General features: G+C 46.5%; 17 protein-coding genes. 15 read left to right on the forward strand and 2 right to left on the reverse strand.

All coding sequences use genetic code 11. The annotated features are described in order from the left end of the window. The first annotated feature begins 196 nt into the window (after positions 1 to 196). The gene (locus D328_RS0119705; protein WP_018886759.1) at positions 197 to 1,276 is read left to right on the forward strand and encodes an LCP family protein; all 1,080 of its coding nucleotides are present in this window, start codon (positions 197 to 199) and stop codon (positions 1,274 to 1,276) included. An 83-nt stretch (positions 1,277 to 1,359) separates the two neighbouring features. After that, the gene (locus D328_RS0119710) at positions 1,360 to 1,812 is read left to right on the forward strand and encodes a pyridoxamine 5'-phosphate oxidase family protein (RefSeq protein ID WP_018886760.1); all 453 of its coding nucleotides are present in this window, start codon (positions 1,360 to 1,362) and stop codon (positions 1,810 to 1,812) included. A gap of 7 nt (positions 1,813 to 1,819) precedes the next feature. Here D328_RS0119710 and D328_RS0119715 read toward each other — a convergent pair whose 3' ends face one another. Further along, positions 1,820 to 2,401 carry a YhcN/YlaJ family sporulation lipoprotein gene (locus D328_RS0119715; protein ID WP_018886761.1) on the reverse strand — a complete coding sequence of 194 codons (582 nt, stop codon included), beginning with the start codon at positions 2,399 to 2,401 and terminating at the stop codon, positions 1,820 to 1,822. A gap of 189 nt (positions 2,402 to 2,590) precedes the next feature. Between D328_RS0119715 and D328_RS0119720 the strand changes: the two genes are divergently transcribed. Continuing rightward, positions 2,591 to 3,922: a PhoH family protein gene (locus tag D328_RS0119720; RefSeq protein WP_025677079.1), complete on the forward strand. Its 1,332-nt coding sequence runs from the start codon at positions 2,591 to 2,593 to the stop codon at positions 3,920 to 3,922. Between the two features lie 126 nt (positions 3,923 to 4,048). Here the strand turns inward: D328_RS0119720 and D328_RS0119725 are convergent, their stop codons facing one another. Continuing rightward, positions 4,049 to 5,134, reverse strand: a complete 1,086-nt coding sequence (locus D328_RS0119725) for a hypothetical protein (protein ID WP_018886763.1) — start codon at positions 5,132 to 5,134, stop codon at positions 4,049 to 4,051. Between the two features lie 307 nt (positions 5,135 to 5,441). Here D328_RS0119725 and D328_RS0119730 point away from each other — a divergent pair, with 307 nt between their 5' ends. The 12 genes from D328_RS0119730 to D328_RS0119785 all read left to right on the forward strand — a co-directional run bounded on the left by D328_RS0119730 (position 5,442) and on the right by D328_RS0119785 (position 18,176). Then, positions 5,442 to 6,089, forward strand: a complete 648-nt coding sequence (locus tag D328_RS0119730) for an RsfA family transcriptional regulator (RefSeq protein ID WP_018886764.1) — start codon at positions 5,442 to 5,444, stop codon at positions 6,087 to 6,089. 336 nt (positions 6,090 to 6,425) lie between these two features. Continuing rightward, positions 6,426 to 7,427 (forward strand): ketopantoate reductase family protein, encoded by a 1,002-nt coding sequence (locus D328_RS0119735; RefSeq protein ID WP_018886765.1) that lies wholly within the window; start codon positions 6,426 to 6,428, stop codon positions 7,425 to 7,427. A 5-nt stretch (positions 7,428 to 7,432) separates the two neighbouring features. Continuing rightward, on the forward strand, positions 7,433 to 7,819 hold the full coding sequence (locus D328_RS0119740) for a DUF3397 domain-containing protein (protein ID WP_018886766.1): 387 nt from the start codon (positions 7,433 to 7,435) through the stop codon (positions 7,817 to 7,819). Positions 7,820 to 7,970: 151 nt separating this feature from the next. Then, the gene (locus tag D328_RS0119745; RefSeq protein ID WP_018886767.1) at positions 7,971 to 9,656 is read left to right on the forward strand and encodes a peptide ABC transporter substrate-binding protein; all 1,686 of its coding nucleotides are present in this window, start codon (positions 7,971 to 7,973) and stop codon (positions 9,654 to 9,656) included. 198 nt (positions 9,657 to 9,854) lie between these two features. Next, positions 9,855 to 10,787 (forward strand): ABC transporter permease, encoded by a 933-nt coding sequence (locus tag D328_RS0119750; protein ID WP_018886768.1) that lies wholly within the window; start codon positions 9,855 to 9,857, stop codon positions 10,785 to 10,787. 3 nt (positions 10,788 to 10,790) lie between these two features. After that, entirely contained in the window at positions 10,791 to 11,741 is a 951-nt protein-coding gene (locus tag D328_RS0119755) for an ABC transporter permease (RefSeq protein ID WP_018886769.1), read from the forward strand. Between the two features lie 296 nt (positions 11,742 to 12,037). After that, complete coding sequence (locus tag D328_RS0119760; RefSeq protein ID WP_033413321.1) at positions 12,038 to 12,982, forward strand: ATP-binding cassette domain-containing protein; 945 nt, start codon at positions 12,038 to 12,040, stop codon at positions 12,980 to 12,982. 188 nt (positions 12,983 to 13,170) lie between these two features. Continuing rightward, positions 13,171 to 14,802, forward strand: a complete 1,632-nt coding sequence (bshC, locus tag D328_RS0119765; RefSeq protein ID WP_018886771.1) for a bacillithiol biosynthesis cysteine-adding enzyme BshC — start codon at positions 13,171 to 13,173, stop codon at positions 14,800 to 14,802. A 52-nt stretch (positions 14,803 to 14,854) separates the two neighbouring features. Next, a complete protein-coding gene (locus tag D328_RS0119770; protein WP_018886772.1) occupies positions 14,855 to 16,120 on the forward strand; it encodes an adenosylhomocysteinase in 1,266 nt (421 codons plus the stop codon). Between the two features lie 204 nt (positions 16,121 to 16,324). Continuing rightward, entirely contained in the window at positions 16,325 to 16,762 is a 438-nt protein-coding gene (gene mraZ, locus D328_RS0119775; protein WP_018886773.1) for a division/cell wall cluster transcriptional repressor MraZ, read from the forward strand. 18 nt (positions 16,763 to 16,780) lie between these two features. After that, positions 16,781 to 17,731, forward strand: coding sequence for a 16S rRNA (cytosine(1402)-N(4))-methyltransferase RsmH (gene rsmH / locus D328_RS0119780; protein ID WP_018886774.1), 951 nt, complete (start codon positions 16,781 to 16,783; stop codon positions 17,729 to 17,731). Between the two features lie 37 nt (positions 17,732 to 17,768). Continuing rightward, positions 17,769 to 18,176 carry a hypothetical protein gene (locus D328_RS0119785; protein ID WP_018886775.1) on the forward strand — a complete coding sequence of 136 codons (408 nt, stop codon included), beginning with the start codon at positions 17,769 to 17,771 and terminating at the stop codon, positions 18,174 to 18,176. Positions 18,177 to 18,200 lie beyond the last annotated feature (24 nt).

Consider the following 18,200-nt stretch of genomic DNA (forward strand, 5'->3'; position numbering starts at 1 on the left):
TCCAAATGCTGGTCAGCCGCGGCGGCGAGTCCCTTCCGGGGCTTCGCCGTTTCGCGTTTTTTTGGAGATTAAAAATTGTATTATTAATTTCTAACTACCGTCTGTCTCTGTGAGAATAGATAGATAGACGTTTGTTTATTCATATGATATCGCTAGATCTTGTGTCCTCATTATTTAAGCGAAAAGGTGTTGAATCATGAGCAACTCCCAGAATAATCTGCCCCCACGTCAACGAGCTGGAAAACGAGCCAAAGCAAGCAAAAAAAAGAAAAAGAGCTTCTTTCGCTCCTTCATGAAATTTGTTCTTTTCCTTATGATCATTGGATTGATTTCCGGAGGTCTTTACACATACTATATCTTGAACAAGGTCGAGGCCGTTTTGGATACAGGAATCAATAAGCCCGTTCCACAGACGGAATTAGCAGAGGCTAAGCCTCTGACGGTATTGCTGCTCGGGACGGACTATCGTCCGAAGCATCAAACCTACCTTACGGACGTGATTATGGTAGCTACATTGAATCCGAAGACAAAATCAGCGACGCTGGTATCTTTGCCACGTGATACAAAATTCGAGCTAGATGGCTACAGATCACGCAAGCTGAATGAATACTATCCGGTCTTCAAATCACGGGAAAAAGAGTCAGGAGTAAGTGCTGAGGAAGAAATGAAGAAGATGATCAGCGAGTACATGGGGCTGAAAATTGATTATGTGACCGTTCTGAACTTCCAGGGCTTCCGTGATGTGGTAGATGAGCTGGGAGGCGTCAGCGTTACGGTGGACAAGAACATGTGCTATCGTGATACAGCAGACGGTACTGACATCAATCTGAAGGCTGGAGAGCAGCATTTGAATGGTGATAAAGCGCTCGATTTTGTAAGATATCGCAAATCCAATTGCAGACCGCGTACCGCAGCTTCTGATGATTTTGAACGTAATCAGCGTCAGAACCAGGTGCTTCGTGCTTTGATTGATCAGATGCAGAGCTTTAATGGACTCACGAAATTCGGGAATGTCATTGAAGCCGTGGACAAAAACCTGACGATGGACATTGAGACAGCGCAAATGAAGAACCTTGTCTCTACTTATTGGAATATATCCAAGGACAATGTCACATACAATCCAGTAGCTGGTACTTGGCGAAGTCCGTATGTATATATTGACGAAGAGAAGCTGGAGGAAGCCAAGCAAGCTCTCAAGGCGGAATATGATGGAGCACACATCAAGAAGGATCTCGGTGGAACCGATGATAGTGGAGATGCTGGCAGCAATACATGACAACTCTAGCCTTTGAATGATACTATGATTCTGTGATATAATTCTTAATAAGTAAGAGTAGTGGTGCTGAGGGAGGGACGTAGATGTCCGAGATGGTCACCCATTTGCCAGATACGCTGTGGAATCAACTGCAGGAAGAGACTTTCGTCATCATCAATACGATTGATGCGGATAGTGGAGGACCCACTTCCACGGTGCTCTCCTGGATTTATGCGGTGAACCCTGCCACATTACGTATTGCTGTGGATCATCGTTCGCGTCTTGTTCACAACATGCACAAGTCTCCGCTGGTCACAGTGACTGTGTTCGGTGAAGGGACAATCTATGCCATTAACGGACGTGCCAGTGTTGTGCAGGACCCGTTGAAGGATGTACCTTTCAAAATTTGTTGCTTTGATATTACGATTGAGGCCGTTCGCAATGCCTTGTTTTATGGCATGGAGCTGGCTTCGCCGCCTCAATATGCAAGAGTTCAAGATGAGCGTGCAGCCCAGAAGCTGGATGCCCAGGTCTTTTCTGCCATGAAAAAAGCCTAGTGAGTGATCACTGGGCTTTTTCGTTTTTATTGGTGTATGGTTGGCCGCTGTTGGTTGTTGGTTTACCTTTATTCATCTGTGGCTCGTTCTCGGATATTTGAGTATCTGTAGACATTTGCGGAATTAAGCGTCCCATAATATCAGCCAGCTCCAGGCCAAATCCCTGAATGGGATGTCCCGCCCGGATATCTGCAGCCATTTCTGATAAGCGCTGGGTAATATCGGCGTCAGCGGTGACAAGGGAGTTGAGACCATCCGGGTCCTTATGAATGGCTTCGGCTACGGAATACTTGATGGTGCCTACATCGGCACGCTCCAGCTTTCCGTCCACATCAATGCCGACGATGGCCGTATTGCCAAGAACTACACAGTTCGCATTCGCCACCCCGTTGACTCTGCGAGCTATTTTGGCTAGATGATCAGCCTGCTCAGTAGCATTGGCCTCCTGTGGCAGGCGGGCCACATCTTCTACGGGGTGAGCTGCAGGGCCATTTGGCACACTGTGCTCTCTAATATTTTGCTCTTGTCTGGATACACCACAGGCAGTCAGTACTAGACTGAGCAGCATGATACATGCATAGACTTTCACAAAGACTCCTCCTTTACTTGTATCTGATTCGTATGTTCCTCCCTGTTCTGAAAAGGAGGTGAGGCAATTTTAACGGGAACCTGCAATTATTGTGTCCGCCGGGAATATTAATATGTATGGAGCGCATGATTGTCCGTGCATGATCAGCATGTGCGTCCTGGAACAGATGCCGCTTTGGAGGGGATAGCTATGAAGAAAATATTTGTGATCGACACCAATGTCCTGCTTCATGATCCTAAAGCCATATTTGCATTCCAAGAACATGAAGTCATCATTCCCGCAGTGGTCTTAGAAGAAATTGACTCGAAAAAGCGCAATGCTGACGAGATTGGACGCAATGCCAGATACGTATCCCGTCTCCTCGATGCTCTAAGGGAGAGCGGTCATTTGCATAGTGGCGTACCGCTTCCACATGGAGGCAGGTTGAAGGTGGAGCTCAATCACCGCAGCTTTTTGAAGGTACAAGAAATGTTCGGAGAACTGTCCAACGATAATCGAATTCTGGCCGTTGCTTTGAATTATCAGATGGAAGAGAAGGAACAGGCTGAGCCGAAAACCGTAGTGCTTGTGAGCAAAGATGTGCTTGTTCGCATCAAGGCCGATGTACTCGGGCTCATGACGGAGGATTTTCTATCGGATCGGACGGCAGGTCCTGAAGAGCTTTACTCTGGCTGCCTCACCATTCAGGTGCATCCTTCGATCATTGATGAATTCTATTCATTCCGGCAATTGGCCATTGCACCATTGCAGTTGTCCTTCAAGCTGTATCCTAACGAATTTGTCATTTTGAAGGATGAAATGGGCACAGGCAAATCGGCTCTATTACGGGTGAACAAGGAGGGAAGCAAGCTTGAGCCACTCTATCTGAGTAATGAGCCCGTGTGGGGAATTGCAGCCCGCAATGTTCAACAGAGAATGGCGCTGGAGCTGCTGCTCAACGACGATATACCTCTGGTTACGATTACGGGAAAAGCCGGTACGGGAAAAACCTTGCTCGCCCTCGCAGCGGGTCTGTTGAAGGTCGAGGATGAGCATAAGTACAAGAAGCTCCTGATTGCTAGGCCCGTCGTGCCAATGGGGAAGGATATCGGCTACCTGCCAGGGGAGAAAGAGGAGAAGCTTCGGCCATGGATGCAGCCGATCTATGACAATCTGGAATATCTCTTTGACGTTAAGAAGGCAGGAGATATTGATAAAATTCTCATGGGACTTGGCAGCATCCAAGTCGAGGCTCTTACCTACATTCGCGGTCGTTCGATTCCAGGACAATTCATTATTATAGATGAAGCGCAAAATCTGTCCCGACATGAAATCAAGACGATCGTCTCTCGTGTGGGAGAGGGCAGTAAAATCATTCTGATGGGAGATCCTGAGCAGATTGACCATCCTTATCTGGATGCGTCGAGCAACGGATTGACCTATGTAGTGGAACGATTCAGACAGGAGGAGATCAGCGGGCATATTACCCTTGAGAAGGGTGAACGCTCCAAGCTGGCTCAACTGGCGGCAGATCTATTATAATAATCATTACGGATATGAAAAAAACCTTCAATGACCGAGACAGGTCGTTGAAGGTTTTTCCTTATAGCTTTTTCCGAATTTAAATGAAGATTTACGGATCAAAACTCAATAAGCTTAATGAACAATCTACAAGCTAAGCTCCAGGGTGACCTCCATAGTTCCGGGTATAATCCGAACATCGGTTGCTTTAACATAAGAGATTAATTGCTGCGGATAAAATCCGAGATCGAATTCCTCGCCTAGCGCCTTTCGAGTTGACTCCGGTAACTCCAATCCGTTAAAGACCAAGCGTTCAACATGAAAAACTATTGCATTCTGTGTGTTATTTTCTACTGAATAGTAGCCAGCGATCAGCAGGTCCATGGAGCCGCTTTTCCCCTGTACCGTGATTTGATCCTGACCGAATGTGAAGCCAAATTGCTGGAACAAGCTGCTTTTGGATTTGAGAAACTGGTTAAAGGCTTGCTCCTGCAAGGTTATATGATATGTTCTGCCGTTGGTGGAAATGGCGCCAGGCTGACTTTGAATAAATGCTGGAAGGTCCTGCATGGCACTGGCAAGAGCCCGAAAGTGACGCTTAACCTCATAGAGCCCGATGTTTTCCCAATAAGCTGTCATTTCCTCGGCTAACAGCCTGATATTTTCAGGATCTGAGCTATTCGCGATCTGAGCAGACACCTGATCCTTGAGTCTGGATAGTCGTTCTCGTTGTTCCAGTAGTCTACTTTTTACATTTGCTAATTCTGCAACGGTCCTAGCGGTATTCTGTTCTGTCCGGCGCAAAGCTTGATAATCGGATTGGTAGGCCGCTAGCACCTCTTGATCACGACTCATGATCAGATCGTAATAATCGTATAACGTTAGTAGCTGGTGTAGGTTCTCAGCTTCAAGAAGAGCCTGAAGCAACTGATCCCGATCACCCATATAATAAGCACGCACCACTTGAGAGGCGCGCTCCTGCTGTAACTGAATTTGCTCCTGTTGAGATGCTAGTTGCACACTGAGCCGGGATTGCTGCTGGATTAATTGCTCCTGTTCACTGCTAATCCGCCCGATCTCGTGATCCATTTCAACGATCGAGAGACTGTCCTCCAGAATTCGCCTCGTCTCCTCACTCGTAGGAGCAGCGTCTACGGGTGTGCCCCAAAGAACATAGACCAGTAATGCCAGAGCTACCAGTCTGATTCCCTTCACATAATAAGTAGTAGTCAATGCTCTTCTCCTTTAAATGATGGCTTGTATGTATGTATATGAATGTAGCCCAGAATATAGCCTTCATCCATTGTAAAACATAAGTCGTACGCTTGAAACCATGAACTTTTTACATGAAAGAACCAAAATTAAAAATAAACGTATGGCGCATGCCCATTTTGGAAATACATTTTAGTATCAAATAGATTCTATGAACTCTACGAGAGGCATAGGAATGAAATGAGCAGCTTTTATACCTCATTCACATACCGGGACGGTTCCGGTTCATGAAGATGGTTATTTATGATGTTGTTAGGAGGGCATTGGCATGACAGCAGTTAGACAAGATGCATGGAGTGCGGAGGACGATCTTATTTTGGCTGAAGTCACTCTGCGCCATATTCGCGAAGGCGGGACACAGTTGGCCGCTTTTGAGGAAGTAGGGCAGAGGATTGCCAGAACATCTGCAGCCTGCGGCTTCCGCTGGAACAGCTGCGTTCGCAAGAGATATGAAGAAGCCATCAGCAATGCTAAGGCACAGCGCCAGAAAAGAAGCTATCTCAGAAAGCAGAGCTCTGTAGTTGTATCCCAGATAGCCTCCTATGACGGATTGGTGGAGGATAGCAAGTACAAGCTGGATTCGATGAATGAAGAAACGCTTTCTATGGATGCAGTTCTGCGATTTTTGCGTCAGTGGAAAGGAAACTATCAGGAATCGGTGCGACAAGTGAAGGTGCTTGAGAAGGAGTTACGGGATAAGGAAGAAGAGTTAGGCGAACTGCGCCGGGTAAATGACCGTTTATCCAAAGAGGTCAGCGAAGTGCAGACGGATTATAGAGTCGTTAACGATGATTACAAAGCGTTAATCCAGATCATGGATCGTGCTCGTAAGCTTGCATTTCTCAGTGAAGAAGAGGAAGAACTGAAATCTCGCTTCAAAATGGATGCTAATGGCAATCTGGAGCGAATCGAGTAGTGAGTACAGGAAATTAAGGTACAAAGAGAGCTGTCGACTTGCATAATACTATGCGAGCGGACGGCTCTTTTTTAGCTGGAAAATTGCTGAAGCGTGTGTGTATCTTCGTATATTACGCTATAGTATACATTGTTAGTGCGGTCGACCTGAACTGATTTGAGTATAGACCTTTTTCCCTAGACTACGATTATGTTGTATAGTAAGAAGAATAACATGTCATCCACTCAGGAACACGAGGAAGTATACATTGTGCTAAATACACGAATAGCATATGCCATTGAGACTGGGTTTGGGGCGTATCATTCGTTAAATTTATTATAGACATGGAGGAATCCAATGCAGATTCAAATTATCGGTGGTGGTGCATTGGGACTACTACTCACGGGTAGACTAGTAGGTGCAGGGAATGAAGTTACCTTGTGGGTGCGCACCTTGGAGCAGGCTCATGCACTAGAAACAAAGGGTGTTACTGTAATTGAGCAGGATGGAAGGCAGAACTGTTATGCTGGAGATAGAATGATAGTCCGTCCTATGCAAGACTGGAACAGGATTCATGGCAATGCGCATGGTCAGGTCAGCCCAACTCCAACAGTTGTTTTGCTGGCTACCAAGCAAGGAGCAGTGGAAAATATAGCTGCGAGCATGAATAAGGCTGTTAATAATCTACATATTATATGCTTTCAAAATGGTGTTGGACATATCGAGAAAATTGCAAGCTTACTTCCCTGGGCTAGAGTTCGACCAGCCGTGACTACGGAAGGGGCCAAAAGATTAGATGCAACTACAGTAGTCCACGCAGGTTCGGGGGAGACAGAGATTGGAAATGATGTAGCTAGGGGCGAAGCTGAAGAGGCTTCAAGCTTGCTACAGCATGCTGACCGGGTAGATGAATTAGATCAAGCACTAATCGCCTTATTCAATGAGGCAGGATTTTCCTCGCACATGTCGAATGAAATCGATACAGCCATCTACCGCAAGCTATTGTTCAACTCCATCATTAACCCACTTACAGCTATTTGGAGAATTACGAATGGTAAGCTCCTGCAATCTGAACGACGAATCAGGCTTATGAAAGAGCTATATAATGAAGCAATTATTATCTATCAAGCAAATGGAATTGCAACTAGCTCAAATTGGTGGGAGGAACTGCTCAGTGTATGCCGTGCTACAGCAGCGAATCAATCCTCTATGCTGGCTGATGTACTTCATGAACGGCAGACAGAGATTATGGCCATTAACGGCGGGCTTGTACATCTTGCAGCCAAGGCCGGAATAGCAGCACCTTCGCATCGTATGCTCCTTGAGCTGATAGCGGGAATACAAATCGAAGAGAGGTGACGCCAATGGACTTCTTGCACAATACCTTCATTGTATTGAGTTTGCTTCCTTTTTTTCCTTTTTTGATCGTGTATTTCACAGTGTATGCCCTCAAAAAAGATAAAAAACAAGCACTACTTACTGCGTTTGACATCACCACTGTCTTCCTGGTCGTATCTGTAGCGGCACTATTCAATAATATTTTCAATTCATCATTTGGCTTTTACTTAATCCTGCTGCTGCTAATAATTATGATGGGATTCATTGGCGGTGCTCAAAACCGTCTTAAAGGTGAGGTGAATTGGACAAGATTATTCAGAGCCGTGTGGAGAATAACATTTATTGGAACAAGCATATGTTACGCTCTATTTACTATTATTGGACTTTTTAGATACATATTCAATATGATGTAAACATAAATGACATAAGATGTGCCGGATTACATAAAAAAGTCGCATTTTTTTGAAAAAATCCTCGAAATTAAGGGATCAAATGTAGATTTTTTTGACCGGTGGTTGTATAATCTATAAACATATACCACATTCACTTAGGGGGAAAAGCTAGATGAAAAGGAAAAGTACGTTAGTCCTTTTGACACTGATCCTGGCTCTGGGTTCGCTGCTTGCAGCTTGCTCGTCCAACAACGGGAACAGTGCACAAAGTCCTGAAGGCAACACATCTCCATCTGAACCGGTAGCTGCAGCTGACCAGGTATTGCGCATTAACCTGAGTGCAGAACCACCAACTTTTGACCCGGCTCAAGCACAAGATAGCCAAACAAACACAGTGCTGAAGACGATGTATGAAGGTCTGGTAAGAATCGGTGCAGACGGTAAAGAACAACCAGGTACAGCTGAGTCTTGGGAAATTTCCCCTGATGGTCTGACTTACACGTTCAAGCTTCGTCAAGATGCTAAATGGAGCAATGGTGATCCTGTAACTGCTAATGATTTCGTATTTGCTTGGCAGCGTGTGCTTGATCCAAGTACAGCTCCTGCTCCTCCTTATGCTTATCAGTTGTACTACCTCAAGAATGCTGAATCGTACAACCTGAAACAAGGCGTTACTGATTTCGCAGATGTGGGTGTTAAAGCAATCGATGAGCACACACTCGAAGTAACTTTGGAAAATCCAACTCCTTACTTCTTGGGTCTGACTGCTTTCTACACATACTACCCAGTTCACAAATCCGTTGAGGGTAACGAGCAATGGGCAGTTAACAAAGATAGCATGATTGTAAATGGACCTTTCACTCTGACTGAGTGGACTAAAGGCCAAAAGATCGAAGTTACTAAAAACGAAAACTACTGGAACAAAGATGACATCAAGCTGAGCAAAATCTCTATGTCTCTTGTTAACAGTGGTGCTACTGAACTTGCTTCCTACAGAAGTGGTCAGCTTGACTACACTGGACATCCTAACGGTGAGATCCCTACGGATCAAATTCCAGGCGTGAAGCAAGAGCTTCCTAACGAGTTCAAAATCACGGGTATCGCAAGTACCTACTATTATATGTTCAACGTAACTGAAAAACCGTTTGACAATGTTAAGATCCGTAAAGCATTCGCGATGGCAATCGAAAGACAGCCTATCGTTGACAATGTAACTCAAGGTGGACAATTGCCTGCATTTGGATTCGTACCTCCAGGTATCAAGGGTGCATCCGATGAGTTCCGTAAAGAACATGCAGATAGCGGCTACTTCACTGAGAACGTAGAAGAAGCTAAGAAATTGCTTGAAGAAGGTATGAAGGAAGAAGGCTACACTACTCTTCCAGAAATCACATTGCTGTACAACTCCAGTGAAGCGCACCAAAAAATCGCTTTGGCTGTAGCTGACATGTGGAAACGTAACCTTGGTGTTGATGTGAAGACACAAAACCAAGAGTGGGGCGTATTCCTTGAAAACCGTAAGCAACTGAACTATCAAGTTGCACGTGCTGGATGGTCTGCTGACTATAACGATCCAATCAACTTCCTGGATATGTGGACAACAGGCAACGGAAATAACGATTCCGGTTATGCCAACCCAGAATATGATGCACTGATCAAAGCTACACGTAGTGAAACGGATCAAGCGAAACGTATGGAAGAGTTTGCAAAAGCAGAAAAACTTCTGATTCAAGATGATGTAGTTGTAGCTCCGATCTATTACTACACTAACGTTTCTTTGACCAAGCCTAACGTACAAGGAATCGCACTTGATTTCAGTGGAGCTATTGACTTTACTAGAGCTTACCTGACTCAATAATAACAAATGAAGTGCTTCTGAAGTTGGATAGACGCTTCGGGATATATATGTGGTTACTCCATATATATCCCGATTTTTTTGTGTGCCTTATTTATATCCAGTTTCTTGTAACCTTGAAAACAAATGGGATTAGACAACCTAATTCTGTTTCGATAAAATTGTACTTATGACTAAAAAATAGGGAGGTGCAGACGGGCAATGCTACGTTATTTGACGAACAAGTTCTTATTCATGCTGTTGTCTTTGTTTATTCTGATTTCGGCTACGTTTTTTCTGATGAAAGCCATTCCGGGCAACCCATTTCTGAGCGAAAAAGCAACGTCTCCCGAAATTCAGGCTCGCCTAATGCAGCAGTATGGTTTAGATAAGCCTGTCTATCAGCAGTATTTTAAATACCTGGGTGATATCGCAACTGGTGATTTTGGAATCTCGATGAAGAAGCTGAATCAAAATGTTGGAGATATTATTAGCCAGACGTTCCAGGTATCACTGAAGCTCGGGCTTGTAGCGATTGTGGTGGCTGTTATTCTGGGTATTGCACTCGGTATGCTTGCAGCACTCTACCATCGTAAATTAATTGATAATCTTGCGATGTTCCTCGCCGTATTAGGGATCGCTGTTCCAAGCTTTGTGCTTGCATCCCTGATTCAGTATTTCTTCGGTCTGAAGCTCGGCTGGTTCAATGTTATGGGCTTTGAAGGGCCACTCGACTATGTCCTGCCGGTAGCTGCCTTGACGGCACAGCCGATTGCATTTATCGCTCGTTTGACTCGGTCCAGTATGCTTGAGGTTCTGCATGCAGAATACATCAAGACAGCTAAGGCCAAAGGTCTGAATGCCATTACAATCATGTTCAGACACGTAATTCGTAACGCGATCATGCCTGTAGTTACCTACGTTGGGCCTATGACAGCAAATATTATTACAGGTTCTATCGTTATTGAAAGAATTTTTGGAATCGGCGGGATTGGTAAAGTTCTGGTTGAGAGTATTACAACTCGGGACTACACTATGATCATGGGTGTTACCATCTTCTACGGTGCCATACTGATGTTGGCTCGCTTTATTACGGATATCGCTTATGCATTAATCGATCCCCGTATCAAGCTAACCAGCAGGAAGGAGGGCTAAGCTTTGTCAGCAACTGAACATGAACTAAACGTGAACAAGCAAGGGCTGAAGCCTGAGGACTTCCGTCAGGTTGGAGCGAATCAGCACGATTCAGAGGTCATCAAGCGCGAGAGTCTCTCGGCTTGGCGTGATGCATGGGAGCGTCTGCAGCAGAACAAGGTAGCCATGACAAGCCTTGTTATCCTAGCCTTGATTGTTATCACTTCCATCGTGGGTCCATGGATCTCTCCTCACGATTTCTATACGAATGATCTGTTGAATACGAACAAGCCGCCTTCAGCTGAGCACTGGTTTGGTACGGATGATCTTGGCCGTGACGTGTTCGTACGTACATGGATGGGGGCTCGTATTTCTCTGATTATTGGTGCCGCGGCAGCTATGATTGACTTGCTGATCGGTATTATATACGGCGGTATTATGGGTTACTTTGGTGGACGTGTGGATGAGTTCATGAACAAGTTCTCTGAAATCATCTACTCCATTCCTTACCTGCTCGTAACAATTCTGTTGCTGGTCGTAATGGAGCCAAGTGTAATCACCATTATTGTCGCATTGTGTGTAACCGGATGGATTAACATGTCCTGGATTGTGCGTGGCGAAATGATGCAATTGAAGAACCGCGAGTTCGTGCTTGCTTCCCGTTCTATGGGTGCTGGTGCAGACCGTCTGATCTTCCGTCATTTGCTGCCGAATGCTGTAGGACCGATCATCGTTACTCTGACATTGACGGTTCCGCAAGCGATTTTTGCAGAGGCGTTCCTGAGCTTCCTGGGACTAGGTGTACAAGCTCCACAAGCATCGCTTGGTTCCATGATCGAATCTGCGTTGACAGGATGGATGTACTTCCCATGGCGTATGCTCTTCCCGGCTACTTTGATTGCACTGATCATGCTGTGCTTTAATATGTTTGGTGACGGCCTGCGTGATGCGCTTGATCCTAAGCTTAAGCGTTAAGAAATAGAGTGGCGGCACTATACTGCCAAGTGGTATGATCTCTTCACGAGATATACCTGTATATTTCAAGAGGTCAGCTGTTGATCCTCATTTAATCTTATATCCCAGTATGTCTGTGTCCGAAGCTGGTAGCACATCGGTCAATCTGGATCGTTGATCGGAATGCTTCAGCTGCTAAGGGCCGCTATTCGGGGATTTTTGAGCATATCAAGTCAGACATAACCCGTAAGATCCAGGCACTTATTTGTACGAGGGATTTGACTGAATTTGCATCCAATGGCGACAGGGGGGACCGTATCGTGAGCAAAAATTTAATCGAAGTAAGTGGATTGAAGAAGCATTTTAACGTAGGTAAGGGTCGCGTGCTGAAAGCCGTAGATGACCTGAATTTCTACATTCGTGAAGGCGAGACACTGGGCATGGTTGGAGAATCCGGATGCGGTAAGTCCACTGCTGGCCGTACCATTCTGCGTTTGTATGAACCAACGGCTGGAAGTGTTTCCTTCAATGGAACGGACATCTATAAGCTGTCACCTGGTAAAATGAAAGCGATGCGTCGTGACATGCAAATGATCTTCCAGGATCCTTATGCATCATTGAACCCACGCTTCACTGTATCCGATATTATTGGCGAAGCGCTTGATATTCACCATATGGCTGGTTCGCGCGCAGAACGCAAGAAGCGTATTGAGGAGTTGCTGGACCTTGTAGGTCTGAACCCGGATCACGCTTCCCGTTACCCGCATGAATTCTCCGGTGGACAGCGCCAGCGGATCGGGATTGCACGTGCCTTGGCCGTGAATCCAAAGTTCATTATTTGTGATGAGCCGATCTCCGCACTGGACGTATCGATCCAAGCTCAGGTTGTTAACCTGCTGAAGGAGCTTCAGGAGCGCCTTGGACTGACATACCTGTTCATAGCGCATGACTTGTCCATGGTTAAGCATATCAGTGACCGTGTAGCGGTTATGTATATGGGTAAGATGGTCGAACTGGCTGACAGTGAAGAGCTCTACTCCAATCCTGTCCATCCGTACACGAAGATGCTGCTATCCGCTATTCCTCTTCCAGACCCGGACGTTGAAGCGAACAAGAAGCGTATCTTCATGCCGGAAGACGGTATTGAATCGGGAGATGACAATGATGATCCATTGGCTGGGAAGAAAAAGGTGTTCAACCTTGAGAACTCTAAGCTGGTGGAAGTATCCAAAGGTCATTTTGTGGCTGAGCCTTACGCTTGATTGACGCCCTACAGGGCTGGGATCAGAAGCTTGAGAAATTAATTAGCTCTATATAAGATATCCAGCTGCTTTGCGCGGCTGGGTATCTTTTTTTCATAAATAAAAAATCTGTTCATCATTTCTTTTGACGTAGGGCAGTTGTATTGGGTACAATCAAATAGGTTAGCTGCAGAATAGGAGGCCTACTCATGAATATCGTTCCTGAGGCGCTTCGTGCAGGCTCGATCCTGGCTGAAGATTACGCACGAGGAACCGTTAAGGCAATGGAGTTGTATACATACGACATACGTCAAACGGATACCTATGCACTTCGAGCGAAGCGTCTGGATGCTACTACTGAGCTGCGCATGAACCGTGAAGAGGTTGTGCGCTGTCTAGAATTATATAATACTCGTCACAATGCACATGAAGCTGTTAAGGCGTCTTTAGACCGCCTTAAGCGGCCAGAGACACTGGTCATCGTAGGAGGCCAGCAGAGCGGACTTTTATCCGGTCAGTTGCTAGTTATTTACAAAGCTATCACGATTATCAAAGCAGCAAAAGAAGCAGAAGCGAAGCTCGGACGGCCTGTGGTGCCTGTATTCTGGATTGCAGGTGAGGATCACGACTGGGATGAGGTTAACCAGACCTACGTTATGTCGGGAACCTCATCACCGCTTAAGCTGGCGCTTTCTGCCCAGCCGTCTGGCCGTAGTCAGGTGAGCGAAGTGGAAATTGCCAGTGAGGAGTGGGCGCAGCTTCTACGTGATCTGGAGCAGAATTTACCGGATTCTGAGCATAAGGGTCAGCTACTGGAGAACCTCCAGGGGCTATTGTATGCATCAGCTACATTAAGCGAAGCTTTTGCCAAGATTCTGGGGATGCTGTTTGGTCCATATGGACTCATTCTGCTCGATTCGGCAGATCCAGAGCTGAGACGGCTGGAGCAGACCATGTTCGAACGTATAATTCAGAAGAATGAAGCGCTGAATCAGGCCTATCAACAGGCTGAACAACAGGTTATCGAGCGTGGCTACTCTCCACAAGCCGATGTAGTAGATGGAGGGGTGAACCTCTTTTACATTCATGAAGGAGAAAGACTATTACTGTTTAGGCAACGGGATCGGTTCATGGATCGTCGTGGTCAAGTGGTGTTCAGTCAGGAGGAGTTGCTTCAGCAGCTTCGACTTCATCCCGAACGATTCAGCAACAATGTCCTCACACGGCCATTAATGCAGGATTACTTGCTTCCAGTGCTAGGAACTGTGCTTGGCAATGGTGAAATCTCTTATTGGGCGTTGACACGCCGAGCCTTTGAGGTCATGGGTATGGAAATGCCACCGTTGCTTCCACGCATGTCCTACACACTTGTGGAGCCAGTCGTGCACAAGCATATGACCAGGTACGATGTTACCTTCGGAGATGTATTGTATGGGCTGGATCAGAAGAAGCAGCAATGGCTGTCTGCTCAGGATGATTACGGAATGGAGGAAGAGTTCGGACGTGTACGTAGCCAATTCCGTGAATTATATGAGCCCTTGCTTGAGCGGGCCACAACCATCGAGAAAGGTCTTGCGCGAGTGGGCGCAACGAACCAGTCCAAAATTGAAGAGCAACTGTCGTACTTGGAGTCAAAAGTGAAAGAAGCCTTGGAGCGCAAGCATGAGACAGCATTGAACCAGTGGAATCTGATGGGTGCATCGCTATTTCCGCTGGAGCGTCCACAGGAGCGAGTGTATAATATACTTCTGTATATGAACCGTTACGGGAATCAGTTGCTTGAACAGCTTATGGATATTGAGCTGGACTGGGAACATCTTCACCGAGTGGTGTATTTGTAAGGGAACATCCTTGCTGAGCGAGGATGTCCATATTTTCAAAGGAGGCAGTACTATGACATCGGCATCTCTCCAGAATAGCATCATCACAGATATTTCACTTGCGGGTGAAGGTCATTTGAAAATTGATTGGGTAGAAGCCCATATGCCAGTGCTCAATCGGATTCGTAAGCAATTTGAAGCAGAGCAGCCGTTCGCTGGCTTAAAGGTAACGATCTGTCTTCATCTTGAAGCGAAGACGGCCTATCTTGCCAAAGTGGTGCAGGCCGGCGGTGCTGAAGTAACGATTACCGGAAGTAACCCACTATCTACACAGGATGATGTATGTGCAGCCTTGGTGGAGGACGGAGTTACAGTATTCGCCAAATACAATCCTGATCCGTCAGAATTCAAGGCGCTGCAGATCAAGGCTTTGGAGACCAAGCCGGACCTGATTATTGATGATGGCGGGGACCTCGTGACTTTGCTGGAATCCGAACGTCCAGATTTGGCTGCTACCATTCGTGGTGGAGCTGAAGAGACTACGACAGGTATTATCCGCCTCAAGGCGCTTGCTAAGGAAGGTAATTTGAAGTTCCCGATGGTGGCCGTCAATGACGCCTATTGTAAATATTTGTTCGACAACCGGTATGGTACCGGGCAATCTGCATTTGATGGCATTATCCGTACTACCAACTTAGTCATTGCTGGCAAGACGGTAGTCGTTGTGGGCTACGGCTGGTGCGGTAAGGGAGTAGCGATGCGTGCCAAGGGGCTTGGAGCCAATGTAATCGTGACGGAAGTAGATGCGATCAAGGCTGTAGAGGCGCATATGGACGGCTTCCATGTCATGCCGATGGTAGAGGCTGCGAAGCAGGGTGACTTCTTCATTACGGTTACTGGGAATAAAGCAGTTATCTCTGGAGAGCATTTTGATGTCATGAAGGATGGGGCTGTACTGAGCAATGCAGGGCACTTCGATGTAGAGGTGAGCAAGCCAGCAATGCTGGAGCGTTCAAGCTCTGTACGGACGGTGCGCCGTAATATCGAGGAGTATACCTTCAAGGACGGACGCAAAATGTATCTGATTGCCGAAGGTCGCTTGGTCAACCTGGCTGCTGCTGACGGACATCCTGCTGAGATTATGGATACAACCTTTGCGCTGCAAGCACTTGGTCTGAAGTATGTGAACGATCACTATAACGAGTTGCAAGCAACAGTCGTGAATGTGCCTTATGAGATTGATGAGCAGGTGGCACGCTTCAAGCTGGAGAGCCTGGGCATTGGCATTGATACACTGAGCGAAGAGCAGATTAAATATCTGGATAGCTGGAACGCGTAATTGCGAGATACAGGTGCATTGAAAAGCCAGATTTCATAGGTGTGAACGACCCCTTGGGCCTCCAGGCTCAAGGGGTTGTTTCATGAACAGGCAATTATCTGAAATTGTAAAAGAGGGTTTTGATTTTTTTTAACGAATCTATTATGCTTAGGTGGTGGAAAGTGGGTCAAAGTGGGAGATTGGGGTAAGGAGTTGAGCTAAGCGGTGTTTATGGGGGAGTTCCAACATAGCATGGATGACAAAGGACGCTTAACCGTCCCATCCAAATTCCGTGATGCTCTCGGAGCCTCATTTGTCGTTACCCGCGGTCTTGACCAATGCTTATTCGTATATCCCATGGAAGAGTGGGGCAATATGGAGCAGAAGCTAAAAGCACTGCCGATGATGAAAGCCGATGCACGCGCCTTCAGTCGCTTTTTTTTCTCGGGGGCAACCGAATGTGAACTGGATAAGCAAGGCCGGGTTCATTTGCCTGGAAATCTGCGCGAATATGCCAAGCTCGATAAGGATTGTGTGGTGCTTGGGGTATCCTCGCGCGTAGAGATATGGAGCAAAGAAACATGGGAGCAGTATTTCAACGAGTCAGAGCATACTTTTAATGAGATTGCCGAGAAGCTGGTTGATTTTAACTTTGAATTATAATGTCTGGAGGTCTAACGCTTGTTTCACCATATTACCGTACTCAAGGAAGAAGCGACGGATGCTCTGCAGATCAAGCAGGACGGGATTTACGTGGATTGTACACTAGGTGGGGCAGGGCATAGCTCTGTTATTGTGTCCCAGCTAGGTCCACAGGGAAGACTTATAGCCTTCGATCAGGATGACTGGGCACATGAAAATGCACAGCACAAGCTTGCGGAGTATATGGACAGAGTCACCTTGGTTAAGTCCAACTTCCGACATCTGCAAGAGGAGTTAGCTCGCTTGAACGTGCCAATGCTGAATGGGGTTCCCCAGGTAGACGGCATTTTGATGGATCTTGGAGTCTCATCACCTCAGTTCGATGAAGGCGATCGAGGCTTCAGCTATAATCACGATGCTCCGCTAGATATGCGAATGGATCAGGACGGTCCTCTTACCGCCAGAGACATCGTGAACGAATGGAGCGAGCAGGAGATTGCGCGCATTTTGTATCAATACGGTGAAGAGAAATTCTCCAGAAGAATTGCGAAAGGGATTGTGGAGTATCGTGTGCATACCCCTATCGAGACAACAGGTCAACTGGTTGAATTGATCAAGGAAGGAATTCCTGCTGCTGCCAGACGAACGGGCGGCCATCCCGCGAAGCGAAGCTTTCAGGCTTTGCGGATCGCTGTCAATGATGAGCTCGGGGCACTAGAGGATGTGCTTCATCAGTCTGTCAATTGTCTGGCACCTGGTGGACGTGTATCTGTGATTACCTTTCATTCGCTTGAGGACCGGATTTGCAAGCAGATTTTTGCAAGTTATCTGGAGAAATGCACATGCCCGCCGGATTTCCCAATGTGTGTATGTGGTCGCAAGGGAATCTTGAAGCTGGTCAATCGCAAGCCGCTGGTGGCTGGCGAGGAGGAGCTGAAGTTGAATCCTCGTTCTCGTTCTGCGAAGCTACGTGCGGCGGAGAAACTGTGATTTTGAAAAAAATATGATTAAGATAAGGAGCGATTGGATGGCTTATACACGCGGAAATCTTGCTGTCAAGCAAAAAGAAGAGCAGCAGCGATCGAGTCAGCAGCGCTACCGGGAGACGACGAAGGTTGTAACCCGGCGGCGTGAGCTACCGATTCGGGAGAAGTTGTTGTATTTGACGACGATTGTGGCCTGTGTAGTGGTTGCCGGATTTTTAATTGGGCGCTATGCACAGATGTATCAACTTAATACGTCGATTCATAGGGCAGATGTAGCAATCAGTACATTGAATACATCCATAGCCGAGCTTCAGGTGGAGAAGGAGAAGCTTGAGAATCAGGTTTTGCCAAAGGCAAAAGAACTGGGTTACATAGAGCCAACGCAGCTGCCCATTCGTGTGAAGCAAAATGTGACGCCTAGCGTATCTACTGAGAGCAATAGTAAATAGCAGCGGATAGAAAGGTTGAATGTC

The organism is Paenibacillus massiliensis 2301065 = DSM 16942, assembly GCF_000377505.1.
GTDB lineage: Bacteria > Bacillota > Bacilli > Paenibacillales > Paenibacillaceae > Paenibacillus > Paenibacillus massiliensis.